This is a genomic window from Bradyrhizobium sp. BR 10289 (genome assembly GCF_019455385.1).
GTDB lineage: Bacteria > Pseudomonadota > Alphaproteobacteria > Rhizobiales > Xanthobacteraceae > Bradyrhizobium.
Genome location: NZ_JACOFR010000015.1, coordinates 24,114 through 41,161 on the forward strand (window position 1 = coordinate 24,114; position 17,048 = coordinate 41,161).

The following is a 17,048-nucleotide window of genomic DNA, read 5'->3' on the forward strand; positions in this document are numbered from 1 at the left end:
CTGATGTCCGAGGCTTTACCGCGCATGGCGCCGCTCGCCCCGCCTTATCCCCCGGAGATCCAGCAGCAATTCGACCGCATCATGCGCGGCGCGCCGCCGCTGCTGCTCTTCCGGGTGATGGCGAGCCATGCCCGCGCCTGGGACAAGTTCCGCGCCGGCGGGCTCCTCGATCCAGGTCCACTCTCGCTGCGCCAGCGCGAGATCGTCATCGACCGCACCTGCGCGCTGAACAGATGCGAGTATGAATGGGGCGTGCATGTCGCGATCTTCTCACGCGCGGCGAAGCTCACGGAGGACGAGGTGCGCGCGACCGTGCTGGGCGATGCGAATTCAGCCTGCTGGTCACCGGGCGAGCAGGCGCTGATCGCCGCCGTCGACGCGTTGCATCTTCGTGCGGCATTGAGCGACGAGGAGTTCGCCGCGCTGTCGGCGCATCACGACGAGGCGCAGATTTTGGAGATCATGCTGCTGTGCGGCTTCTACCGCACGGTGTCGTATCTGGCGAATGGGCTGAAGCTGCCGCTGGAGGAGCAGGCGGCGCGGTTTCCACAGTAGGCTCCCTCGCCCCGCTTGCGGGGAGAGGCGAAGAAATCAGGCCACACCCGCCCGCAGCAGGTCGTGCAGGTGCACGATCCCCACCACCTTGTTCGCCTCGGTCACCAGCAGCGTGGTAATCTTGCGCGTGTTCAGCACCTCGATCATCTCGCTGGCGAGCATCGAGGGCGGCACGGTCTTGGGTTGCCGGGTCATGATGTCGTCCACCGACGCCGTCAGCAGATCGGGCCGCATGTTACGGCGCAGATCGCCGTCGGTGATGATGCCGACGGCCTCGTTCGCCGCGTTGACGATGCAGACACAGCCCAGTCCCTTGGCCGACATCTCCACCACGGCGTCCGACATCAGCGTGCCCTCGGGCTTGAGCGGGATCTCCGCGCCGGTGCGCATGTAGTCGCGGACGAATTTCAGCATCGCACCCAGCTTGCCGCCGGGGTGGAAATGCGCGAACTCCAGCGCGGTGAAGCCGCGTCCCTCCAGCAGCGCGATCGCGATGGCATCGCCGATCGCGACTTGCATCATCGTCGACGTCGTCGGCGCCAGATTGTGCGGGCACGCCTCGCGCGCCTTCGGCAGCTCGATCACGATGTCGGCGGCCTGGCCGAGCGATGATGCCGCATTCGACGTCACCGCGATCATCGGGATCGCAAACCGCGCCGAATAGTTCACCAGCGTCTTCATTTCCGGCTGCTCGCCGGACCAGGACAGCGCCATGATGACGTCGTCGGTGGTGATCATGCCGAGGTCGCCATGGGCGGCTTCGGCGGTGTGGACGAAGAAGGCGGGCGTGCCGGTCGAGGCCAGCGTCGCTGCGATCTTGCGCGCCATGTGGCCTGATTTGCCGAGGCCGGTGACGATGACGCGGCCCTTGGCGTTGCGGATGAGGTCGACCGCCTTGGCGAAGGTCTCGCTGAGCGGGCCGCGCAGCGCCGCGGCGAGGGCGTTGATGCCGCTGCTCTCCGTCTCCAGCGTGCGGAGCGCGGATTGGACGCTGTCAGGGATGGGGGCGGATGATGCGGTCATCAGCGGTTTCGAGCTCGGCATGATCACGTCCAGGAGGAAAGGGGCGGAGAGTGGCGCCTGCTTAGCACGGCCCGGCGGGCGAGGCGACGAGGGCATCCAAGGCCCTCAACGGGTCATTAACCATAATTGTTTTAACTCCATTAACGATGGTTCCCGCCAGCCGGCGCAGGCCATCTCGAAAGTAATTGATTTCGTTGGAGTTATTCCATCGTGGGGTCGTCTCCAGGCACGGGCCGGAGCAAACGCGCGCAATTCCTGCGCGCCGTTTTGCCGTGTCTTGTCCCCTGCCTCGCGCTGACGGCCCTGGAAAGCGCTCCAGCGGTTGCCCAGAGCCTCACGCCCGACCTGTTCAATCCCAACCGCGGCGGCTTTGCCGCGCCCGAGACGCTGCCGACTCGCCGCACGGCGGGCGTGCCGCAGGCGCCCTCGGACGCGCTGCCGGCGCTGCCCGATCCCAATGCCGATCCGCGCAGGCGCCAGCAGCAGGCGCCCGCGACCTCGCGCGTCGGCCAGGTCCCGACCTACGGGTTGCCGGCGGCCAATGGCGCCAGCGGCTCTGGCTACGATTCGCTCAATCGCAAACGGCAGCAGCCAAAGCTCTATCCCGGCCAGCCCAAGCCGAAGCGCCCGCCCGGGCCCGGCTCGCCGCCGCCGCCCGGAACACCCGTGACGACGCTCGGCCCGCCGCGCATTGCGCCGCCGCCGTCCGAGACCGCGCACAAGACGCCGGTCGCCCCGGCGATGGCCGGCAACGTACCCGGCCAGCCGCTCCGCCGCCGCCTCAAGGCCGATGACGATGCGTTCGGCGCGGTCGGCGATTACGCCGGCAGTTTCCTGATCAAGGGCGGGCTCGAGCTATCCGCCGGCTATGACACCAACCCGGCGCGCCTGAACAAGCCCGTGGGCTCGCCGGCTTACGTCGTCGCGCCCGATCTGCTCATCCAGTCCGATTGGGAGCGTCACGCGCTGGTCGCGGATCTGCGCGGCTCGTTCAACGGCTACACCAACAACATGCCGGCGACGATCGATGGCCTTGCCTCGCCCTCGCCGGTCGAGGTCGACCGCCCCGATTTCAACGGCCATGTCGACGGCCGCATCGACGTCAACCGCGATCTCAAGCTGACCTCGCAACTGCGCCTGCGGCTCGCCACCGACAATCCCGGCAGCCCGAACGTGCAGGCCGGCCTGCAGAAATACCCCGTTTACGCCGCCTACGGCACCACGCTCGGCTTCGACCAGACCTTCAACCGCTTCCAGGTCGCCGCCGGCGCCACCGTTGATCGCACCGCCTACACGGATTCGAAGCTCACCGACGGTTCGACCTTCAGCAACAACGATCGCGACTTCAACCAGTATGGCGGCGTCGGCCGCTTCTCCTACGAGCTGAAGCCGGGGCTGAAACCGTTCGTCGAGGTCCAGGGCGACACCCGCGTCCACGACCAGGCCGCCGACCGCAACGGCTACTTCCGCGATTCCAACGGCGGCTACGCCAAGGTCGGCTCGTCCTTCGAATTCTCGCGCATCCTCACCGGCGAAGTCTCTGTCGGCTATTCCGCGCGCAGCTACACCGACCCGCGGCTCAGCCAGCTCTCCGGCTTCCTGACCGCGGGCTCGCTGATCTGGAACGCCAGCGGCCTGACCACGGTGAAATTGGCCACCGACACGCAGATCGCCGAGACCACCGTCGCCGGCTCCTCAGGCGTCCTGGTGCACACCTACGGCATCGAAGTCGATCACGACTTCCGCCGCTGGCTCACGGCAGTGGGCAAGTTCACCTACGGTACCTACGACTACCAGAACCAGGGCCGCAACGACAAAACCTACTCGCTCGAAGGCAACCTGATCTACAAGCTCAACCGCAACATCTGGATCAAGGGCACGCTGCGCCACGACATCCTGGATTCGAACCAGGCGGGCTCGAGCTCGCAGGGCACGGTGGTGATGCTGGGGGTGAGATTGCAGAATTAGCGGGCGCCGTCGGTTGCGTTCGAGCGCGTGCGGCTTAGCTCGCTCCGCTCTCGCCACCCGCTCCGGTGTCATGCCCCGGCTTGACCGGGGCATCCAGTACGCCGCGGCTACTCAATTGACCACAACGGTCTCTGGAATACTGGATCGCCCGCTTTCGCGGGCGATGACAGCGTTTGCTGAGCTGGAGATGGAGCGAGCCGTCGCCTACCGCGGCAGATCCGTCTTTCCCATCAAAAACGTATCGATCGACCTTGCGCACAGCCGGCCCTCGCGGATCGCCCACACCACCAGCGACTGGCCGCGGCGCATGTCGCCGGCGGAGAAAACGTTCGGGCGCGAGGTCTGGTAGTCGAGCGTGTTGGCCTTGACGTTGCCGCGCGGGTCGAGCTCGACTGACAGCAGCTTCAAGAGCCCCTCGTGCACGGGATGGACAAAGCCCATCGCGAGCAGGACGAGGTCGGCGTTCAGCTCGAACTCGGTGCCGGCAATCGGCTTGAACTTGTCGTCGACGCGCACGCAGTGCAGCTTCTTGACCCGGCCGTTCTCGCCGGAAAACGTCTGGGTCAGCACGGCGAATTCGCGGATCGCGCCCTCGGCCTGGCTCGAGGACGTCCGCATCTTCAGCGGCCAGTTCGGCCAGGTCAGGCCCTTGTTCTCGCGCTCGGGCGGGGCGGGCATGATTTCGAGCTGGGTCACCGAGAGCGCCCCCTGGCGCAGCGAGGTGCCGATGCAGTCGCTTCCGGTGTCGCCGCCGCCGATGACGACAACGTGCTTGCCGCCGGCAAGGATCTCCTGGACGCCGCCTAGCGGCTCGCTCGAGACGCGGCGGTTCTGTTGCGGCAGGAAGTCCATGGCGTAGTGGATGCCGGCGAGGTCGCGGCCGGGGATCGGCAGGTCGCGCGGGGCTTCCGCGCCGCCGGTCAGCGCGACGGCGTCGTACTCGTTGAGCATCTCGCGCGGATCGACGTTGCCATCGGCGCCGACATGGCTGTTGTAGTGGAAGGTAACGCCTTCGGCCTCCATCTGCTTGACGCGGCGATCGATGATGCCCTTCTCCATCTTGAAGTCGGGAATGCCGTAACGAAGAAGACCGCCGGCCTTGGCGTACTTCTCGTAGACGTGCACGTCGTGACCGGCGCGCGCGAGCTGCTGGGCGCAGGCCATGCCGGCCGGGCCGGAGCCGATCACGGCGATCTTCTTGCCGGTCTTGTGGGCTGCGACCTCAGGCTTCAGCCAGCCATTGTCCCAGGCGCGGTCGACGATCGCGCATTCGATCGTCTTGATGGTGACGGGGTTGTCGTCGATGTTGAGCGTGCAGGACGCTTCGCACGGCGCCGGGCAGATGCGGCCGGTGAACTCCGGGAAATTGTTGGTCGAGTGCAGGTTGCGCGAGGCTTCTTCCCAATTGCCCTGATAGACGAGGTCGTTGAAATCAGGGATCTGGTTGTTGACCGGGCAGCCGGGCGTGCCCGGCGCGACCGAGCCGGTGCCGTGGCAATAGGGGATGCCGCAATTCATGCAGCGCGCGGCCTGGTCGCGCGTTTCCTTCTCGGTCAAGGGAACGACGAACTCGCCAAAATGCTTCACGCGCTCGGCGACCGGGGTGTACTTGCGGTCGTGCCGTTCGATTTCGAGAAAACCCGTGATCTTGCCCATTAAACCCGAAGTCCCTGCCGCTTAAATTCGTTTTGTTTCTTCTCGTCGTTGCGAGGAGCGAAGCGACGAAGCAATCCAGTCCGCATTGAGTTAGAAAGTCTGGATTGCTTCGCTTCGCTTGCAATGACGGAGTGTGTTGCCTTACGCCCCGATCGCGATTTTCGGCTCGGCGTCCGCGTTGGCGGCCATCTCGCGCAGCGCGCGCCGGTACTCGACCGGCATCACCTTGCGGAATTTGGGCAGCCAGTCCTTCCAATTGGCAAGGATGTCCGCGGCGCGCTTGGAGCCGGTCGCTTTCGCATGGCGCGAGATCAGCACGTGCAGCCGCTCGACGTCGGAGGCGAGCAGGTTCTTGAACACGTCGACCCTGCCATGCGCCTCGAGATCGCCGGAGGCGTGATACGCGTCGGCGTTGATCATCTCTTCCGACAGTACCGGCTCGAGCTCGACCATCGCCATGTTGCACAGCTTGTCGAAGTCGCCGGTCTCGTCGAGCACGTAGGCGATGCCGCCGGACATGCCGGCCGCGAAGTTGCGCCCGGTCTTGCCGAGCACGACCACGATGCCGCCGGTCATGTATTCGCAGCAATGATCGCCCGCGCCCTCGACCACCGCGACGGCGCCCGAGTTGCGCACGGCAAAGCGTTCGCCGGCGATGCCGCGGAAGTAGCACTCACCCTCGATCGCGCCGTACATCACGGTGTTGCCGACGATGATGCTCTCTTCCGGCACGATCGCGGAGTTCTTCGGCGGCTTGACGATGATCTTGCCGCCCGAGAGGCCCTTGCCGACATAGTCGTTGCCTTCGCCTTCGAGCTCGAAGGTGACGCCATGGGCGAGCCACGCGCCAAAGGCCTGGCCGGCGGTGCCCTTGAGGCTGACCTGGATGGTGTCGTGCGGCAGGCCGGCATGGCCGTAGATTTTGGCGACCGCGCCCGACAGCATGGCGCCGGCGGAGCGGTTGGTGCTGTTGATCGCGGCCTCGATCTTCACCGGCGCGCCGCGGTCGAGCGCTGCTTGCGCCTTCTCGATCAGCGTGCGGTCGAGCACCGCCTCCAGATGATGGTTCTGGCGCTCGGAGTGATAGATCTTCTGGCCCTTCTCTTCCTTCTGCTTGACGAACAGCTTCGAGAAGTCGAGGCCCTTGGCCTTCCAATGCGCGACCAGCTTGGTCTGGTCGAGCAGCTGCACCTGGCCGATCATCTCGTTGAAGGTGCGGAAACCGAGCGAGGCCATGATCTCGCGCACTTCCTCCGCGACGAAGAAGAAGTAGTTGATCACGTGCTCGGGCTGGCCGGTGAAGCGCTTGCGCAGGACGGGGTCCTGCGTCGCGACGCCGACCGGGCAGGTGTTGAGATGGCACTTGCGCATCATGATGCAGCCGGCCGCAATCAAGGGCGCGGTGGCGAAGCCGAACTCGTCGGCCCCGAGCAGCGCGCCGATCACGACGTCGCGGCCGGTGCGGAAGCCGCCGTCGACCTGGACCACGATGCGGCTGCGCAGCCGCTCGCGCACCAGCGTCTGGTGGGTTTCGGCAAGGCCGATCTCCCAGGGCGAACCGGCGTGCTTGATCGAGGTCAGCGGCGAAGCGCCGGTGCCGCCCTCGAAACCCGCGATGGTGACATGGTCGGCGCGTGCCTTGGCGACGCCCGCGGCGACCGTGCCGACGCCGATCTCGGAAACGAGCTTGACCGAGACGTCGCCGGTCGGGTTGACGTTCTTGAGATCGTAAATGAGCTGCGCCAGATCCTCGATCGAATAGATGTCGTGGTGCGGCGGCGGCGAGATCAGGCCGACGCCCGGGGTCGAGTGACGCACCTTGGCGATGGTCGCGTCGACCTTGTGGCCGGGCAACTGGCCGCCTTCGCCGGGCTTGGCACCCTGCGCCATCTTGATCTGCATCATGTCGGAGTTGACGAGATACTCCGTGGTGACGCCGAAGCGGCCCGAGGCGACCTGCTTGATTGCCGAGCGCATGCTGTCGCCATTCGGCATCGGCTTGAAGCGGTCGGCTTCCTCGCCGCCTTCACCGGTGTTCGACTTGCCGCCGATTCGGTTCATGGCGATCGCGAGCGTGGTGTGCGCCTCGCGCGAGATCGAGCCGAAGCTCATCGCGCCCGTGGCGAAACGCTTGACGATGTCCTTGGCCGGCTCGACCTGGTCGAGCGGGATCGGCTTGCGCTTCTCTTCGTCCGCGCTCTTGATCCGGAACAGGCCGCGCAGCGTCAGCAGGCGCTCCGACTGCTCGTTCAGGATCTTGGCGAAGGCGCGATAGCGCTCCAGCGAATTGCCGCGGGCGGCGTGCTGCAGCAGGCCGACCGACTCGGCGGTCCATGCATGGTCCTCGCCGCGGCTGCGATAGGCGTATTCGCCGCCGACATCGAGCGCGGTCTTGTAGACCAGCGCCTCGCCGAACGCGTCGGCATGACGGCGCACGGCTTCCTCGGCGATCTCGGCAAGGCCGACGCCTTCGACGCGGGTATGCGTGCCTGCGAAGAACTTTGCGACGAAATCGGCCTTGAGGCCGACCGCGTCGAAGATCTGCGCGCCGCAATAGGACTGGTAGGTCGAGATGCCCATCTTGGACATCACCTTGAGCAGGCCCTTGCCGATCGACTTGATGTAGCGCTTGACGATCTCGTAGTCGTCGAGCGAGCCGGGCAGGCGGTCCTTCATCGCGATGATGGTCTCGAACGCGAGATAGGGATTGATCGCTTCGGCGCCGTAGCCGGCCAGACACGCAAAGTGATGCACCTCGCGTGGCTCGCCGGATTCGACGACGAGACCAACCGAGGTGCGCAAGCCGGTGCGGATCAAATGATGATGCACGGCGGCGCAGGCCAGCAGCGACGGGATTGGCACCCGGTCGGTGCCGACCATGCGGTCGGACAGGATGATGATGTTGACGCCCTCGCGCACCGCAGCTTCGGCGCGTGCGCAGAGCTCATCGAGCACCTGGTCCATGCCGGCGGCACCGAGGCCGGAGTGGAAGGTCGTGTCCAGCGTGCGCGACTTGAAGTGCGTGTCCGCCACATCGGAGATCGAGCGGATCTTCTCGAGGTCCGCATCGGTGAGGATCGGCTGGCGCGCTTCGAGGCGCTTGGTGGTCGCAAGGCCCTGCAGGTCGAACAGGTTCGGCCGCGGCCCGATGATGGAGACGAGGCTCATCACCAGCTCCTCGCGGATCGGGTCGATCGGCGGGTTGGTGACCTGCGCGAAGTTCTGCTTGAAGTAGGTGAACAGCGGCTTGGCCTTGTCCGACAGTGCCGAGATCGGCGTGTCGTTGCCCATCGAGCCGGCTGCCTCCTCGCCGGTAGCCGCCATCGGCGTCATCAGGATGGTGATGTCTTCCTGGCTGTAGCCGAACGCCTGCTGGCGATCCAAAAGCGACAGGTTCGAGCGCACGCCCGTCGTCGCCACCTTCGGCAGCTCTTCCAGCACGATCTGGGTCCGCTCCAGCCACTCCTTGTAGGGATGGCTGCGGGCGAGTTCGGCCTTGATCTCGTCGTCGGGGATGAGACGGCCCTGCTCGAGGTCGACCAGCAGCATCTTGCCGGGCTGCAGGCGCCACTTGGTGATGATCTGGTCCTCGGGGATCGTCAGCACGCCCATCTCGGACGCCATGACGATGCGGTCGTCCTTGGTGACGAGATAGCGCGCCGGCCGCAAGCCGTTGCGGTCGAGCGTGGCGCCGATCTGGCGGCCGTCGGTGAAGGCGATCGCGGCGGGGCCGTCCCACGGCTCCATCAGCGCGGCGTGATATTCGTAGAAGGCGCGGCGCTTCTCATCCATCAGGGGATTGCCGGCCCACGCCTCCGGGATCATCATCATGACGGCGTGCGGCAGCGAGTAGCCGCCCTGCACCAGGAATTCGAGCGCGTTGTCGAAGCAGGCGGTGTCCGACTGGCCTTCATAGGAGATCGGCCAGAGCCGGTTGATGTCCTTGCCGTAGAGCTCGGAGCTCACCGATGCCTGGCGCGCCGCCATCCAGTTGACGTTGCCGCGCAATGTGTTGATCTCGCCGTTATGCGCGATCATGCGATAGGGATGCGCCAGCGACCACGCCGGGAAGGTGTTGGTCGAGAAGCGCTGGTGAACCAGCGCGAGCGCGCTCTCGAAATCCGGCTCGTGCAGGTCGGGATAGTACTTGCCGAGCTGGTCGGCGAGGAACATGCCCTTGTAGATGACCGTGCGGCACGACATCGAGCAGGGATAATAGCCGGCGCCGCCGCGGTCGCGGCGCTGGTAGATCGCCTGCGAGATCGACTTGCGCAGGATGTAGAGCCGGCGCTCGAACTCGTCCTCGGTCTTGGCGGTGCCGTTGCGGCCGATGAACACCTGCATGCAGGCGGGCTCGGTCGGCTTCACGGTGACGCCGAGCGAGGAATTGTCGGTCGGCACGTCGCGCCAGCCGAGCAGAGTCAGGCCCTCTTCCTTGATCTGGTCGGCGATGATGCTCTTGATGACGTTGCGCCAGGCGGTGTCGCGCGGCATGAACAGCGCGCCGATGGCGTATTCGCCAGGAGCCGGCAGCTCGAACTTGTTCTCCTTGGCCTTGCGGGCGAAGAAGGCGTGCGGGATCTGCACCAGGATGCCGGCGCCGTCACCGGCGCGCGGGTCGGCGCCGACGGCGCCGCGGTGCTCGAGATTGCAGAGAATGTTGAGCGCGTCCGCGACGATCTCGTGCGACTTCTTGCCCTTGATGTTGGCGATGAAGCCGACGCCGCAGCTGTCCTTCTCGAGGCTCGGATCGTAGAGGCCTTCGGCCGGCGGGCGCGAATTGTGTTCCTGAATCGGATCGGTCGTTTTCGAGGCGACCGTCGCCGACAGCTGCTCTGCCTCGATGTTTCCGCGCTCGAATTGCGACCCGTTCATTGTTCCAATCCTCTCCATGCGGCAAGCTGCCTCACCGCTCCCTACGGCGCACCTTGGGCGTTCCGCGGCACCCGCCTCTGGGTCACCGCTCGTCCGTTGCGAGCCGCATTTTCTTAAATTCAGGCCTAGGCGTTCTACGTCCCCGAGAACGGCTTTGCCTGTTGCCTTCTTGGTGCTCGGAAGCACCGACTTTCGTTGCAATCCCTATGCCGGAACCGCAAGCAAAATTGAGACAGTCTTCCTGTCCTAAACACCACCTTGCCAAATTTTTGTCTATCACACAAGCGCGCGAAAGTCCCGATTCCTCATCTGTCAATCGATCGCTTTCCGAAAGTTGCGCAGCCCCGGTTTTGAAGCAAACGCGCCCTGATCCGGCCCTTCAGGCGCCGAAATCCCGAATGAAGCTTCGGAACGCCCCTTCGAAAGGCGCGCCACGCCGCAAGAAGCGAAAGAGCGCACCGCATTGGGGCCTGACAGGAGCGTCTCGACCATGAAGTTTTTCACAGGATGTGTGGCCGCCGCCGCGCTGGTGCTGGCTGCGACTGCGGTTCAGGCACAAGTTCCACCGAGCGGTATCGCGGGCGGGGCCATGATCGCGGTGTCGGATTTCGACGGACCCTACGCGCCTCCGGAGGCCGCCACGCCACCGCCGCCGCGTTACGGCTACGGCTATGGCTACGACGAACGCGGCCCCGCCCCGGCGCTGCTGCCGTCGACCGAGGTCTACGCGGTGCTGCGCGAAAACGGTTTCTCGCCGCTCGGTATCCCGCGCCTGCGCGGCAGCGTTTACACCATCGCGGTGATCGACCGCCGCGGCGACGACGGCCGCCTCGTGATCGACGCTCGCGACGGACGGATCATCCGCTTCATGCCGAATGCCGACGCTTATGGCATGGCGCCGGCCTATGAGGAGCCTGCGGTCGCACCTTACCGTCCGCAGAGCGCACTGCCGCCGCCGACCCTGGTCCGCAGCGGCCCGCCGCGTCCGCCCGCGCCGATCCCGCATGTCGCCAGCCGCGCGGTGCCGCTGCCGAAGGCAGCGCCGCAGCGGGCCGAGACGCCGGTCGCGGCCGCGAAGCCGGCCGAACAGGCGCCGCAGGCTCAACCCGCGCAGCAGACGGCGGCCGTGCAGGCGAAGCCCGCGGAGGCAACGCCGCCAGCAACCGTCGGCCAGTCCAAGCCGGCAGCAACCATCCTGCCGACGCAGGAGATGCCGGCAGCGCAGGGATTGGACTAGGCGACACAACAAAAAAGCGCCCGAAAAACTTCGGGCGCTTTTGCGTAACTGCGGCTGAACCTAGCTCCGCGGATACCCCGCTGCCTCCAAAATCAGCTTCGCCACCTCCTTCGGATGCGACACCAGCGAGAGGTGGCCGGCGTCGAGCTCGATAGTGGTCGCGTTCATGCGCTTGGCGAGGAAGCGTTCGAAATCGGGATTGATGGTGCCGTCGTTCTTCGACACCGCGTACCAGCTCGGCTTGGAATGCCATGCCGCTTCCGTGGTGCGGCCGGCGAAGATCGAGGCCGCCGTCGGCCATTGCACGGCGTAGAGCTCCTTGGCCTGCTCCGGCTTCACGCCATTGGCGAAATATTTCAGGAAGGCGTCTTCCGACAGCTTCGTATAGCCGTCGCGCTCGACGATGCCGGCGCGTGCCGGTCCGGTCGGAAACTGTTTTGACAGCGCCACAAAATCCTCGTTCGCGTCGGGCGCACGCGCGGCGATGTAGACGAGGCCGGTGACCTTGGGGTCGTTTCCGACCTGGCTGATGACGGTGCCGCCCCAGGAATGCGCGACCAGCACGGTCGGCCCGTCCTGCTCGGCCAGCGCGCGCTTGGTGGCCTCGACGGAGTCCGCCAGCGATGACAGCGGATTCTGCACCGCCGTGACGTGCAGGCCGGCGGCCTGGAGGATCGGGATCACCTCCGACCAGCTCGAGCCGTCGGCCCAGGCGCCGTGCACCAGCACGACATTCGTCGCCTTCACCGTTTGCGGCGTCTGCGCGTGAGCAAGGCCGAGCGGGGCTGCCAAGAGGCTCGCGGCGACGAAAAGGCTGCGCCAAAGTGTCATGATCATTCTCCGTCTCATTCTGGGTTCGATGCCCAAAGGACGGCGCGTGAGGCGGCCTCGTTACGCCTCCTCACCGGTCTGTGATGCGTTGCGAAACGAAAAAACGCCCCGGGGCACCGGGGCGCTTTCTCAAACCTGTAAGTGACGTCGCGTAATTTACGCGGCGGCTTGCGCGGCCGAGTTCTCGATCACCTGCGCCTTCGGCGCGTTGGTGTTGATCGCGATCTGGCGCGGCTTCTTGGCCTCGGGAATCTCGCGGACGAGGTCGACATGAAGCAGGCCGTTCTCGAGCGAGGCATCCTTCACCTGCACGAAATCGGCAAGCTGGAAGGCGCGCTCGAACGCGCGGGCGGCGATGCCGCGGTAGAGCACTTCGGCTTTCGAGTTCTCATTGGCGACTTTCTCGCCCTTGATCGTCAGCGTGTTTTCCTTCGCGACGATCGAGAGCTCGTCCTTGGCGAAGCCCGAGACCGCAACGGTGATGCGGTAGGCGTTCTCGCCGGTGCGCTCGATGTTGTAGGGGGGATAACCGGGGCTGCCGTCCGAGCTGGCCTGGTCGAGCAGGTTGAAGAGGCGGTCGAAGCCGACGGTGGAACGGTAAAACGGAGTCAGGTCGTAAGTACGCATGGTCAAGTCCTCCATTGAGCGACTGCTGGTAACCCGCCCGCCAATCGGGCCGGGCTTTAGTCTGTGTGCAGCCTGATGTTCCGGTTCCGAAACACTGGTAGCGGCCTGCACTGAGGTGATATGGGTGGGTCCAGACGGCGTTCAAGAGGGCGGCATCGGCCCCTTTTCGGCGCTCCCGCCCCTTGATTCCCAGCACTTTGGGCCCAGGCACTTTCCAATCATGACGCTGGTCTCGATCCCGTCCAATCCCGTTCCTGAAGACGTCGTCAGCGGTACCATCAAGACCCCTGATGGCGTCGAGCTGCGCTTCGCGCGCTGGGCGCCGCCGGCGAACCGCAAGGGCACGGTCTGCGTCTTCACCGGGCGCAGCGAGCAGATCGAGAAATATTTCGAGACCGTGCGCGACCTGCGCGACCGCGGATTTGCGGTGGCGATGATCGACTGGCGCGGGCAGGGGCATTCCTCGCGCCGCCTGCGCGATCCGCGCAAGGGCTATGTGCGCGACTTCGCCGAGTTCGAGATCGACGTCGAGACCTTCGTGCAGCAGGTGGTGCTGCCGGATTGCCCGCCGCCGTTCTTCGCGCTCGCCCATTCCATGGGCGGCACGGTGATGCTGCGCGTGGCGCATGCCGGCAAGCGCTGGTTCGACCGGATGGTGCTCTCGGCGCCGATGATCGACCTGCCCGGCCGCGCCACCTCGCTGCCGGCGCGGGCGCTGCTGAAGACGATGCGCCTGATGGGGATGGGCGGCAACTATGTCCCCGGCGGCAGCGACCAGATCACCGGGCTCAATCCCTTCATCAACAATCCCCTGACCAGCGATCCCGTGCGCTACGCGCGCAACGCGGCGATCCTGGAGGAAGACCCGACGCTCGGGCTGGCGTCACCGACGGTCGCCTGGGCCGATACCGCCTTCCGCGCGATGCACACTTTCAAGGGCAAAAACTACCCCTCCGAGATCCGCCAGCCGATCCTGATGCTGGCCGCCTCCAACGACACCGTGGTCTCGACCGCGGCGATCGAGGAGTTCGCCTATCACTTACGTGCCGGCTCGCATCTCGTGATCGCGGGCTCCAAGCACGAGATCCTCCAGGAGCAGGACCGCTACCGCTCCCAGTTCTGGGCCGCGTTCGATGCGTTCGTGCCGGGCACGCCGCTGTTCGGGTGAGATACATCCGCGAAGGGGGTGCGCTCCCTCGCCCCGTTGTCTCGCCGAAGCCCGCCTTCGGGCGAAGGCGGATGCGGCGAGAGGGTGGGGTGAGGGGCCTCTCTCCGCAAATGAGATCGTCGTGATGCCTGTACCCCCTCACCCGGATTGCATCTTCGATGCAATCCGACCTCTCCCCGCAAGCGGGGCGAGGTAAGAAGGCAGCTCACAGCTTCTTCAGATACTCGATCAGGTCCTTGCGCTCTTCCTCTTCCAGCTTGCGGCCGACGACGCCGTCCTTGTGCGGCGGCCCATTGCCCTCGAACGAATGGCCAAGATTGCTGTTGCCGTACAGCTCGGTGCCGTCATCCGCGCGCGTCGAGAAGCGCGACTGCCCGGTCTTGCAGCTTTCGCCGTCGGTGACCGCGAAGCCGACCTGCTTCGGATCGTAGTCGCGGCCGCCTCCCATGCAGAATGATTTGGGGCGATCGGCCGCGGGGCTCAGCATCCACCAGAGCGAGGGCACCGATCCGTTGTGCAGGTAAGGCGCGGTGGCCCAGACGCCGTTGAGCGGGCGGGCGCGATACCAGGGCGGCGGCTCCGGCTTGTCGGGCGGCTGCGGACCGGGGTTGGGGCAGTTCTGGCGCTTGCCCCACCATTCCTCCTGCTCCTTCCCACTGATGTTGGCATCCTTCATCGCCTTGCGGCTGACGATGTCGACGAGCACCATCAGGCCGACCGAGTACGGCATGTCGGTCGAGGAATAGTCCTTCAGCTTGCAGCCCCACCAGGCATTGAGCTTCTGCGTGGGATCGAGCTTGAGAAAGCCGGGCACTTGGACCGTGCGCGTCGCGAGCACATTGGCCTGGGCGGGATCGGTCCCCATGCCTTTGACGCCCTTCTGGACCTCATTCAGGAATTTGTCGTCCCCGATCGCCTTCCAGCGCGGCGAGGACCAGATGCTCTGCTCCGGGAATTCGGCGTCGAACACGGGATCGTTGACCGGCCCGAGATGGCATTCGGCGCAGATCTGCGCGTAGAGCTTGCGGCCGTTCTTGACGCGGTCGCCATCGATCTTCCAGGCTTCATCGCCGATGATGTCCGATGGCCATTTCGGCGATGTCAGTCCGGAGAGCTGCTTTTTCGGATAGGGCGCCGACCCCTTCAGCAGTCCCTCGATCCAGTTCAGATTCCTGATGTCCATCGACGAGCGGAACAGCGTGTCCTCGGGCGTCTTGTCGGACAAATTGAGCAGCGCGGTCACGCCCAGCGCTTCGCCGGCATTGCGGATCAGCGGTTGCTCGATCGAGGCGTCATATTGCGCGTATTTGAGCCAGGGCACTGTCCAGATCGGCGGGAAGCTGACCGGCGCGTCCTTGGCATGCAGGTTTTTCTCGAAACCGCTGAGGCCGCTGAGCGCCATGTCCTGCGAGAAGACCTGGTTGCCGATGCGGTTGAGCGCGTCGAGGCGGCCATATCCTTCCTCGGTGTCGGTCTGCGGCTCGTTCTGCTTCGTCTTCTCGTTGAACCGCGTCTTGCCCGCGATGGTCTTGTCGTAGGTCGCTTCCCAGTCTTTCAGGAAGGTGCCGATCGCGCTCAGCTTCTGCTTCAGCGCATCGCGATCCGCGTCGCTGGCGGAGGCGCCGAGCACGCGGTCGGCGAAGCGCGTGAAGCGGCCCGGCACGAAGAGCGTATAGGCGATCGACAGCCCGGTCGTGACCTCGAGCCTCCTGAGGTCGGTCATCGCCGGGCCGCCGTCGAAGCGGATGTCGATGCCCTTGTAATGAATCTGGCCGGTGTGGCAGGCGGCGCAGGTCAGGCCGATCCGGTCCTCGCCGATCTGGCCGGTGGCAGGATCGGGCACGCCGGTCATGCGGGCAAAGCCGACGGGCAGGCCGTCGACGTTTTCAGCCTGCTTGCCCCAGTCGACCGGCGGATCCCAGAGACGCGCGGGCACCGGCTTCGTCTTGTCGTAGACATTGGCATAGCCGAACCGGCGCAGCGTGGTGTCGTCCGTGTCGATCGTCTGCGGGCTCGGGATGAAGCCGAAGCGCTGCAGATGGTCGCTGTCGTGCAGCATCCCGGGCTTGGCAAAGAAGTGCAGCCGCGGCTGCTCGAGTGCCATGAACCAGGTATAGGGCACCGGAAAGGTCGCGGTGCCCTGGCTCGCGTGATGAAACCAGTGCCGGTCCTCCAGCGCCCAGTTCTGCTCGAGCCAGTACGCCGCCTTGGGTTCGACCAGCTTCGGCAAGGGTGGGGCCACGAGCTGGCCGATGAAGTGGGGCAGCATCGGCTGGAATTGATCGGGAAAGCGCAGCGCCACGACGCCGAAGATGAAGAGTGCGGCGGCGAGTCCGCCGATCGCGCGCAGGATCAGCGAAGGCGGCGTGACCGGCTGGGCTACGATCCGCTGGGTGACCCTGTCGGGGAATTTGCGCTCGTTGAACAATGTCCTCACCTCGGCCACGCTGAGATAGCGGTCGTCACCCTCGCCCTTGCCCATGATCCTGAGCAGGACCGGCCATTCGAATTTCATCAGGATCGGGTAATACCAGCGCGCCTGATGGCCGGCGCGCTTGAGATTGTCCTTCATGAAGGTCTGGATTTGCGAGGCGTTGAGCCCGACCTCCGTGCCGCCGTCGGGGTTGGCATAGGTGCTGCCGAAACCGGCAAGCCGCGCGATCTGGTCCTCGTTGACGATCCCGTCGACGCCGAGGATGCGCGAGCCGGCGCCGAGCTTGTCGAGCGGGCCGCCGCGCAGGCGATTGAGCTGCGCGCCCCAGAAGATGCTCTGCAGGATGTGGCAGGCGCCGTTGGCGATCAGCGCGATGCCGCGGACCTGGAAGCGGGCCGAGACCTTCTTCAGCCCGACCTCGCCGCTCGCATTCGCGATGGTCTGTGACAGCGTCCGGAGCGGGACGGTGCCGCCGTCGATGAAGCCTTCGCCGACGAGGCCGCGCAGGAAGGGACAGGGATTGTCTGCCGAGACCGGGATCGAGGGATTGAAGGGGGGCTTCGCCGCGGGGTCGTTCATGGCCCGGATTCCTGAAAAATAGCGAATCGCAAAATGAAAGCGCGCCGATCAAGCGCGCAAAGTCCTAACAAACCGACAGCAGGCTGTACTACTTC

Annotated in this window: 11 protein-coding genes; 4 read left to right on the forward strand and 7 right to left on the reverse strand. The window is 65.5% G+C overall.

The window, feature by feature from the left end; genetic code table 11:
* Window positions 1-3 precede the first annotated feature (3 nt).
* A complete protein-coding gene (locus HYH08_RS23090; protein WP_220012126.1) occupies window positions 4-555 on the forward strand; it encodes a carboxymuconolactone decarboxylase family protein in 552 nt (183 codons plus the stop codon).
* A gap of 36 nt (window positions 556-591) precedes the next feature.
* On the opposite strand, the gene HYH08_RS23095 is transcribed toward HYH08_RS23090, so the two are convergent.
* Window positions 592-1,599 (reverse strand): KpsF/GutQ family sugar-phosphate isomerase, encoded by a 1,008-nt coding sequence (locus HYH08_RS23095; RefSeq protein WP_220012127.1) that lies wholly within the window; start codon window positions 1,597-1,599, stop codon window positions 592-594.
* Between the two features lie 189 nt (window positions 1,600-1,788).
* Between HYH08_RS23095 and HYH08_RS23100 the strand changes: the two genes are divergently transcribed.
* A complete protein-coding gene (locus HYH08_RS23100) occupies window positions 1,789-3,546 on the forward strand; it encodes an outer membrane beta-barrel protein (protein ID WP_220012128.1) in 1,758 nt (585 codons plus the stop codon).
* 204 nt (window positions 3,547-3,750) lie between these two features.
* On the opposite strand, the gene HYH08_RS23105 is transcribed toward HYH08_RS23100, so the two are convergent.
* From HYH08_RS23105 to HYH08_RS23115, 3 genes are all read right to left on the reverse strand, one after another.
* Window positions 3,751-5,202, reverse strand: a complete 1,452-nt coding sequence (locus HYH08_RS23105) for a glutamate synthase subunit beta (protein ID WP_220012129.1) — start codon at window positions 5,200-5,202, stop codon at window positions 3,751-3,753.
* A gap of 141 nt (window positions 5,203-5,343) precedes the next feature.
* On the reverse strand, window positions 5,344-10,077 hold the full coding sequence (gltB, locus tag HYH08_RS23110) for a glutamate synthase large subunit (protein ID WP_220012130.1): 4,734 nt from the start codon (window positions 10,075-10,077) through the stop codon (window positions 5,344-5,346).
* Window positions 10,078-10,389: 312 nt separating this feature from the next.
* Complete coding sequence (locus HYH08_RS23115; protein ID WP_220012131.1) at window positions 10,390-10,569, reverse strand: hypothetical protein; 180 nt, start codon at window positions 10,567-10,569, stop codon at window positions 10,390-10,392.
* Here HYH08_RS23115 and HYH08_RS23120 point away from each other — a divergent pair.
* Entirely contained in the window at window positions 10,568-11,314 is a 747-nt protein-coding gene (locus HYH08_RS23120; protein ID WP_220012132.1) for a hypothetical protein, read from the forward strand. The two genes, HYH08_RS23115 and HYH08_RS23120, sit on opposite strands and share 2 nt — an antisense overlap.
* Before the next feature lie 60 nt (window positions 11,315-11,374).
* Here the strand turns inward: HYH08_RS23120 and HYH08_RS23125 are convergent, their stop codons facing one another.
* Both HYH08_RS23125 and HYH08_RS23130 read right to left on the reverse strand, forming a co-directional pair.
* Window positions 11,375-12,145: an alpha/beta fold hydrolase gene (locus HYH08_RS23125; RefSeq protein ID WP_220012133.1), complete on the reverse strand. Its 771-nt coding sequence runs from the start codon at window positions 12,143-12,145 to the stop codon at window positions 11,375-11,377.
* Window positions 12,146-12,301: 156 nt separating this feature from the next.
* On the reverse strand, window positions 12,302-12,772 hold the full coding sequence (locus HYH08_RS23130) for an Hsp20 family protein (protein ID WP_220012134.1): 471 nt from the start codon (window positions 12,770-12,772) through the stop codon (window positions 12,302-12,304).
* Between the two features lie 220 nt (window positions 12,773-12,992).
* Here HYH08_RS23130 and HYH08_RS23135 point away from each other — a divergent pair, with 220 nt between their 5' ends.
* The gene (locus HYH08_RS23135) at window positions 12,993-13,940 is read left to right on the forward strand and encodes an alpha/beta fold hydrolase (protein ID WP_220012135.1); all 948 of its coding nucleotides are present in this window, start codon (window positions 12,993-12,995) and stop codon (window positions 13,938-13,940) included.
* A 205-nt stretch (window positions 13,941-14,145) separates the two neighbouring features.
* Here HYH08_RS23135 and HYH08_RS23140 read toward each other — a convergent pair whose 3' ends face one another.
* Window positions 14,146-16,953 (reverse strand): di-heme-cytochrome C peroxidase, encoded by a 2,808-nt coding sequence (locus HYH08_RS23140; protein WP_220012136.1) that lies wholly within the window; start codon window positions 16,951-16,953, stop codon window positions 14,146-14,148.
* Window positions 16,954-17,048 lie beyond the last annotated feature (95 nt).

Coding starts and splice junctions, on each gene's coding strand:
- HYH08_RS23105 (WP_220012129.1), bottom strand. CDS start 5,202: ATGGGCAAGATCACGGGTTTTCTCGAAATCGAACGGCACGACCGCAAG.
- HYH08_RS23135 (WP_220012135.1), top strand. CDS start 12,993: ATGACGCTGGTCTCGATCCCGTCCAATCCCGTTCCTGAAGACGTCGTC.
- HYH08_RS23115 (WP_220012131.1), bottom strand. CDS start 10,569: ATGGTCGAGACGCTCCTGTCAGGCCCCAATGCGGTGCGCTCTTTCGCT.
- HYH08_RS23090 (WP_220012126.1), top strand. CDS start 4: ATGTCCGAGGCTTTACCGCGCATGGCGCCGCTCGCCCCGCCTTATCCC.
- HYH08_RS23125 (WP_220012133.1), bottom strand. CDS start 12,145: ATGACACTTTGGCGCAGCCTTTTCGTCGCCGCGAGCCTCTTGGCAGCC.
- HYH08_RS23095 (WP_220012127.1), bottom strand. CDS start 1,599: ATGCCGAGCTCGAAACCGCTGATGACCGCATCATCCGCCCCCATCCCT.
- HYH08_RS23140 (WP_220012136.1), bottom strand. CDS start 16,953: ATGAACGACCCCGCGGCGAAGCCCCCCTTCAATCCCTCGATCCCGGTC.
- gltB (WP_220012130.1), bottom strand. CDS start 10,077: ATGAACGGGTCGCAATTCGAGCGCGGAAACATCGAGGCAGAGCAGCTG.
- HYH08_RS23120 (WP_220012132.1), top strand. CDS start 10,568: ATGAAGTTTTTCACAGGATGTGTGGCCGCCGCCGCGCTGGTGCTGGCT.
- HYH08_RS23130 (WP_220012134.1), bottom strand. CDS start 12,772: ATGCGTACTTACGACCTGACTCCGTTTTACCGTTCCACCGTCGGCTTC.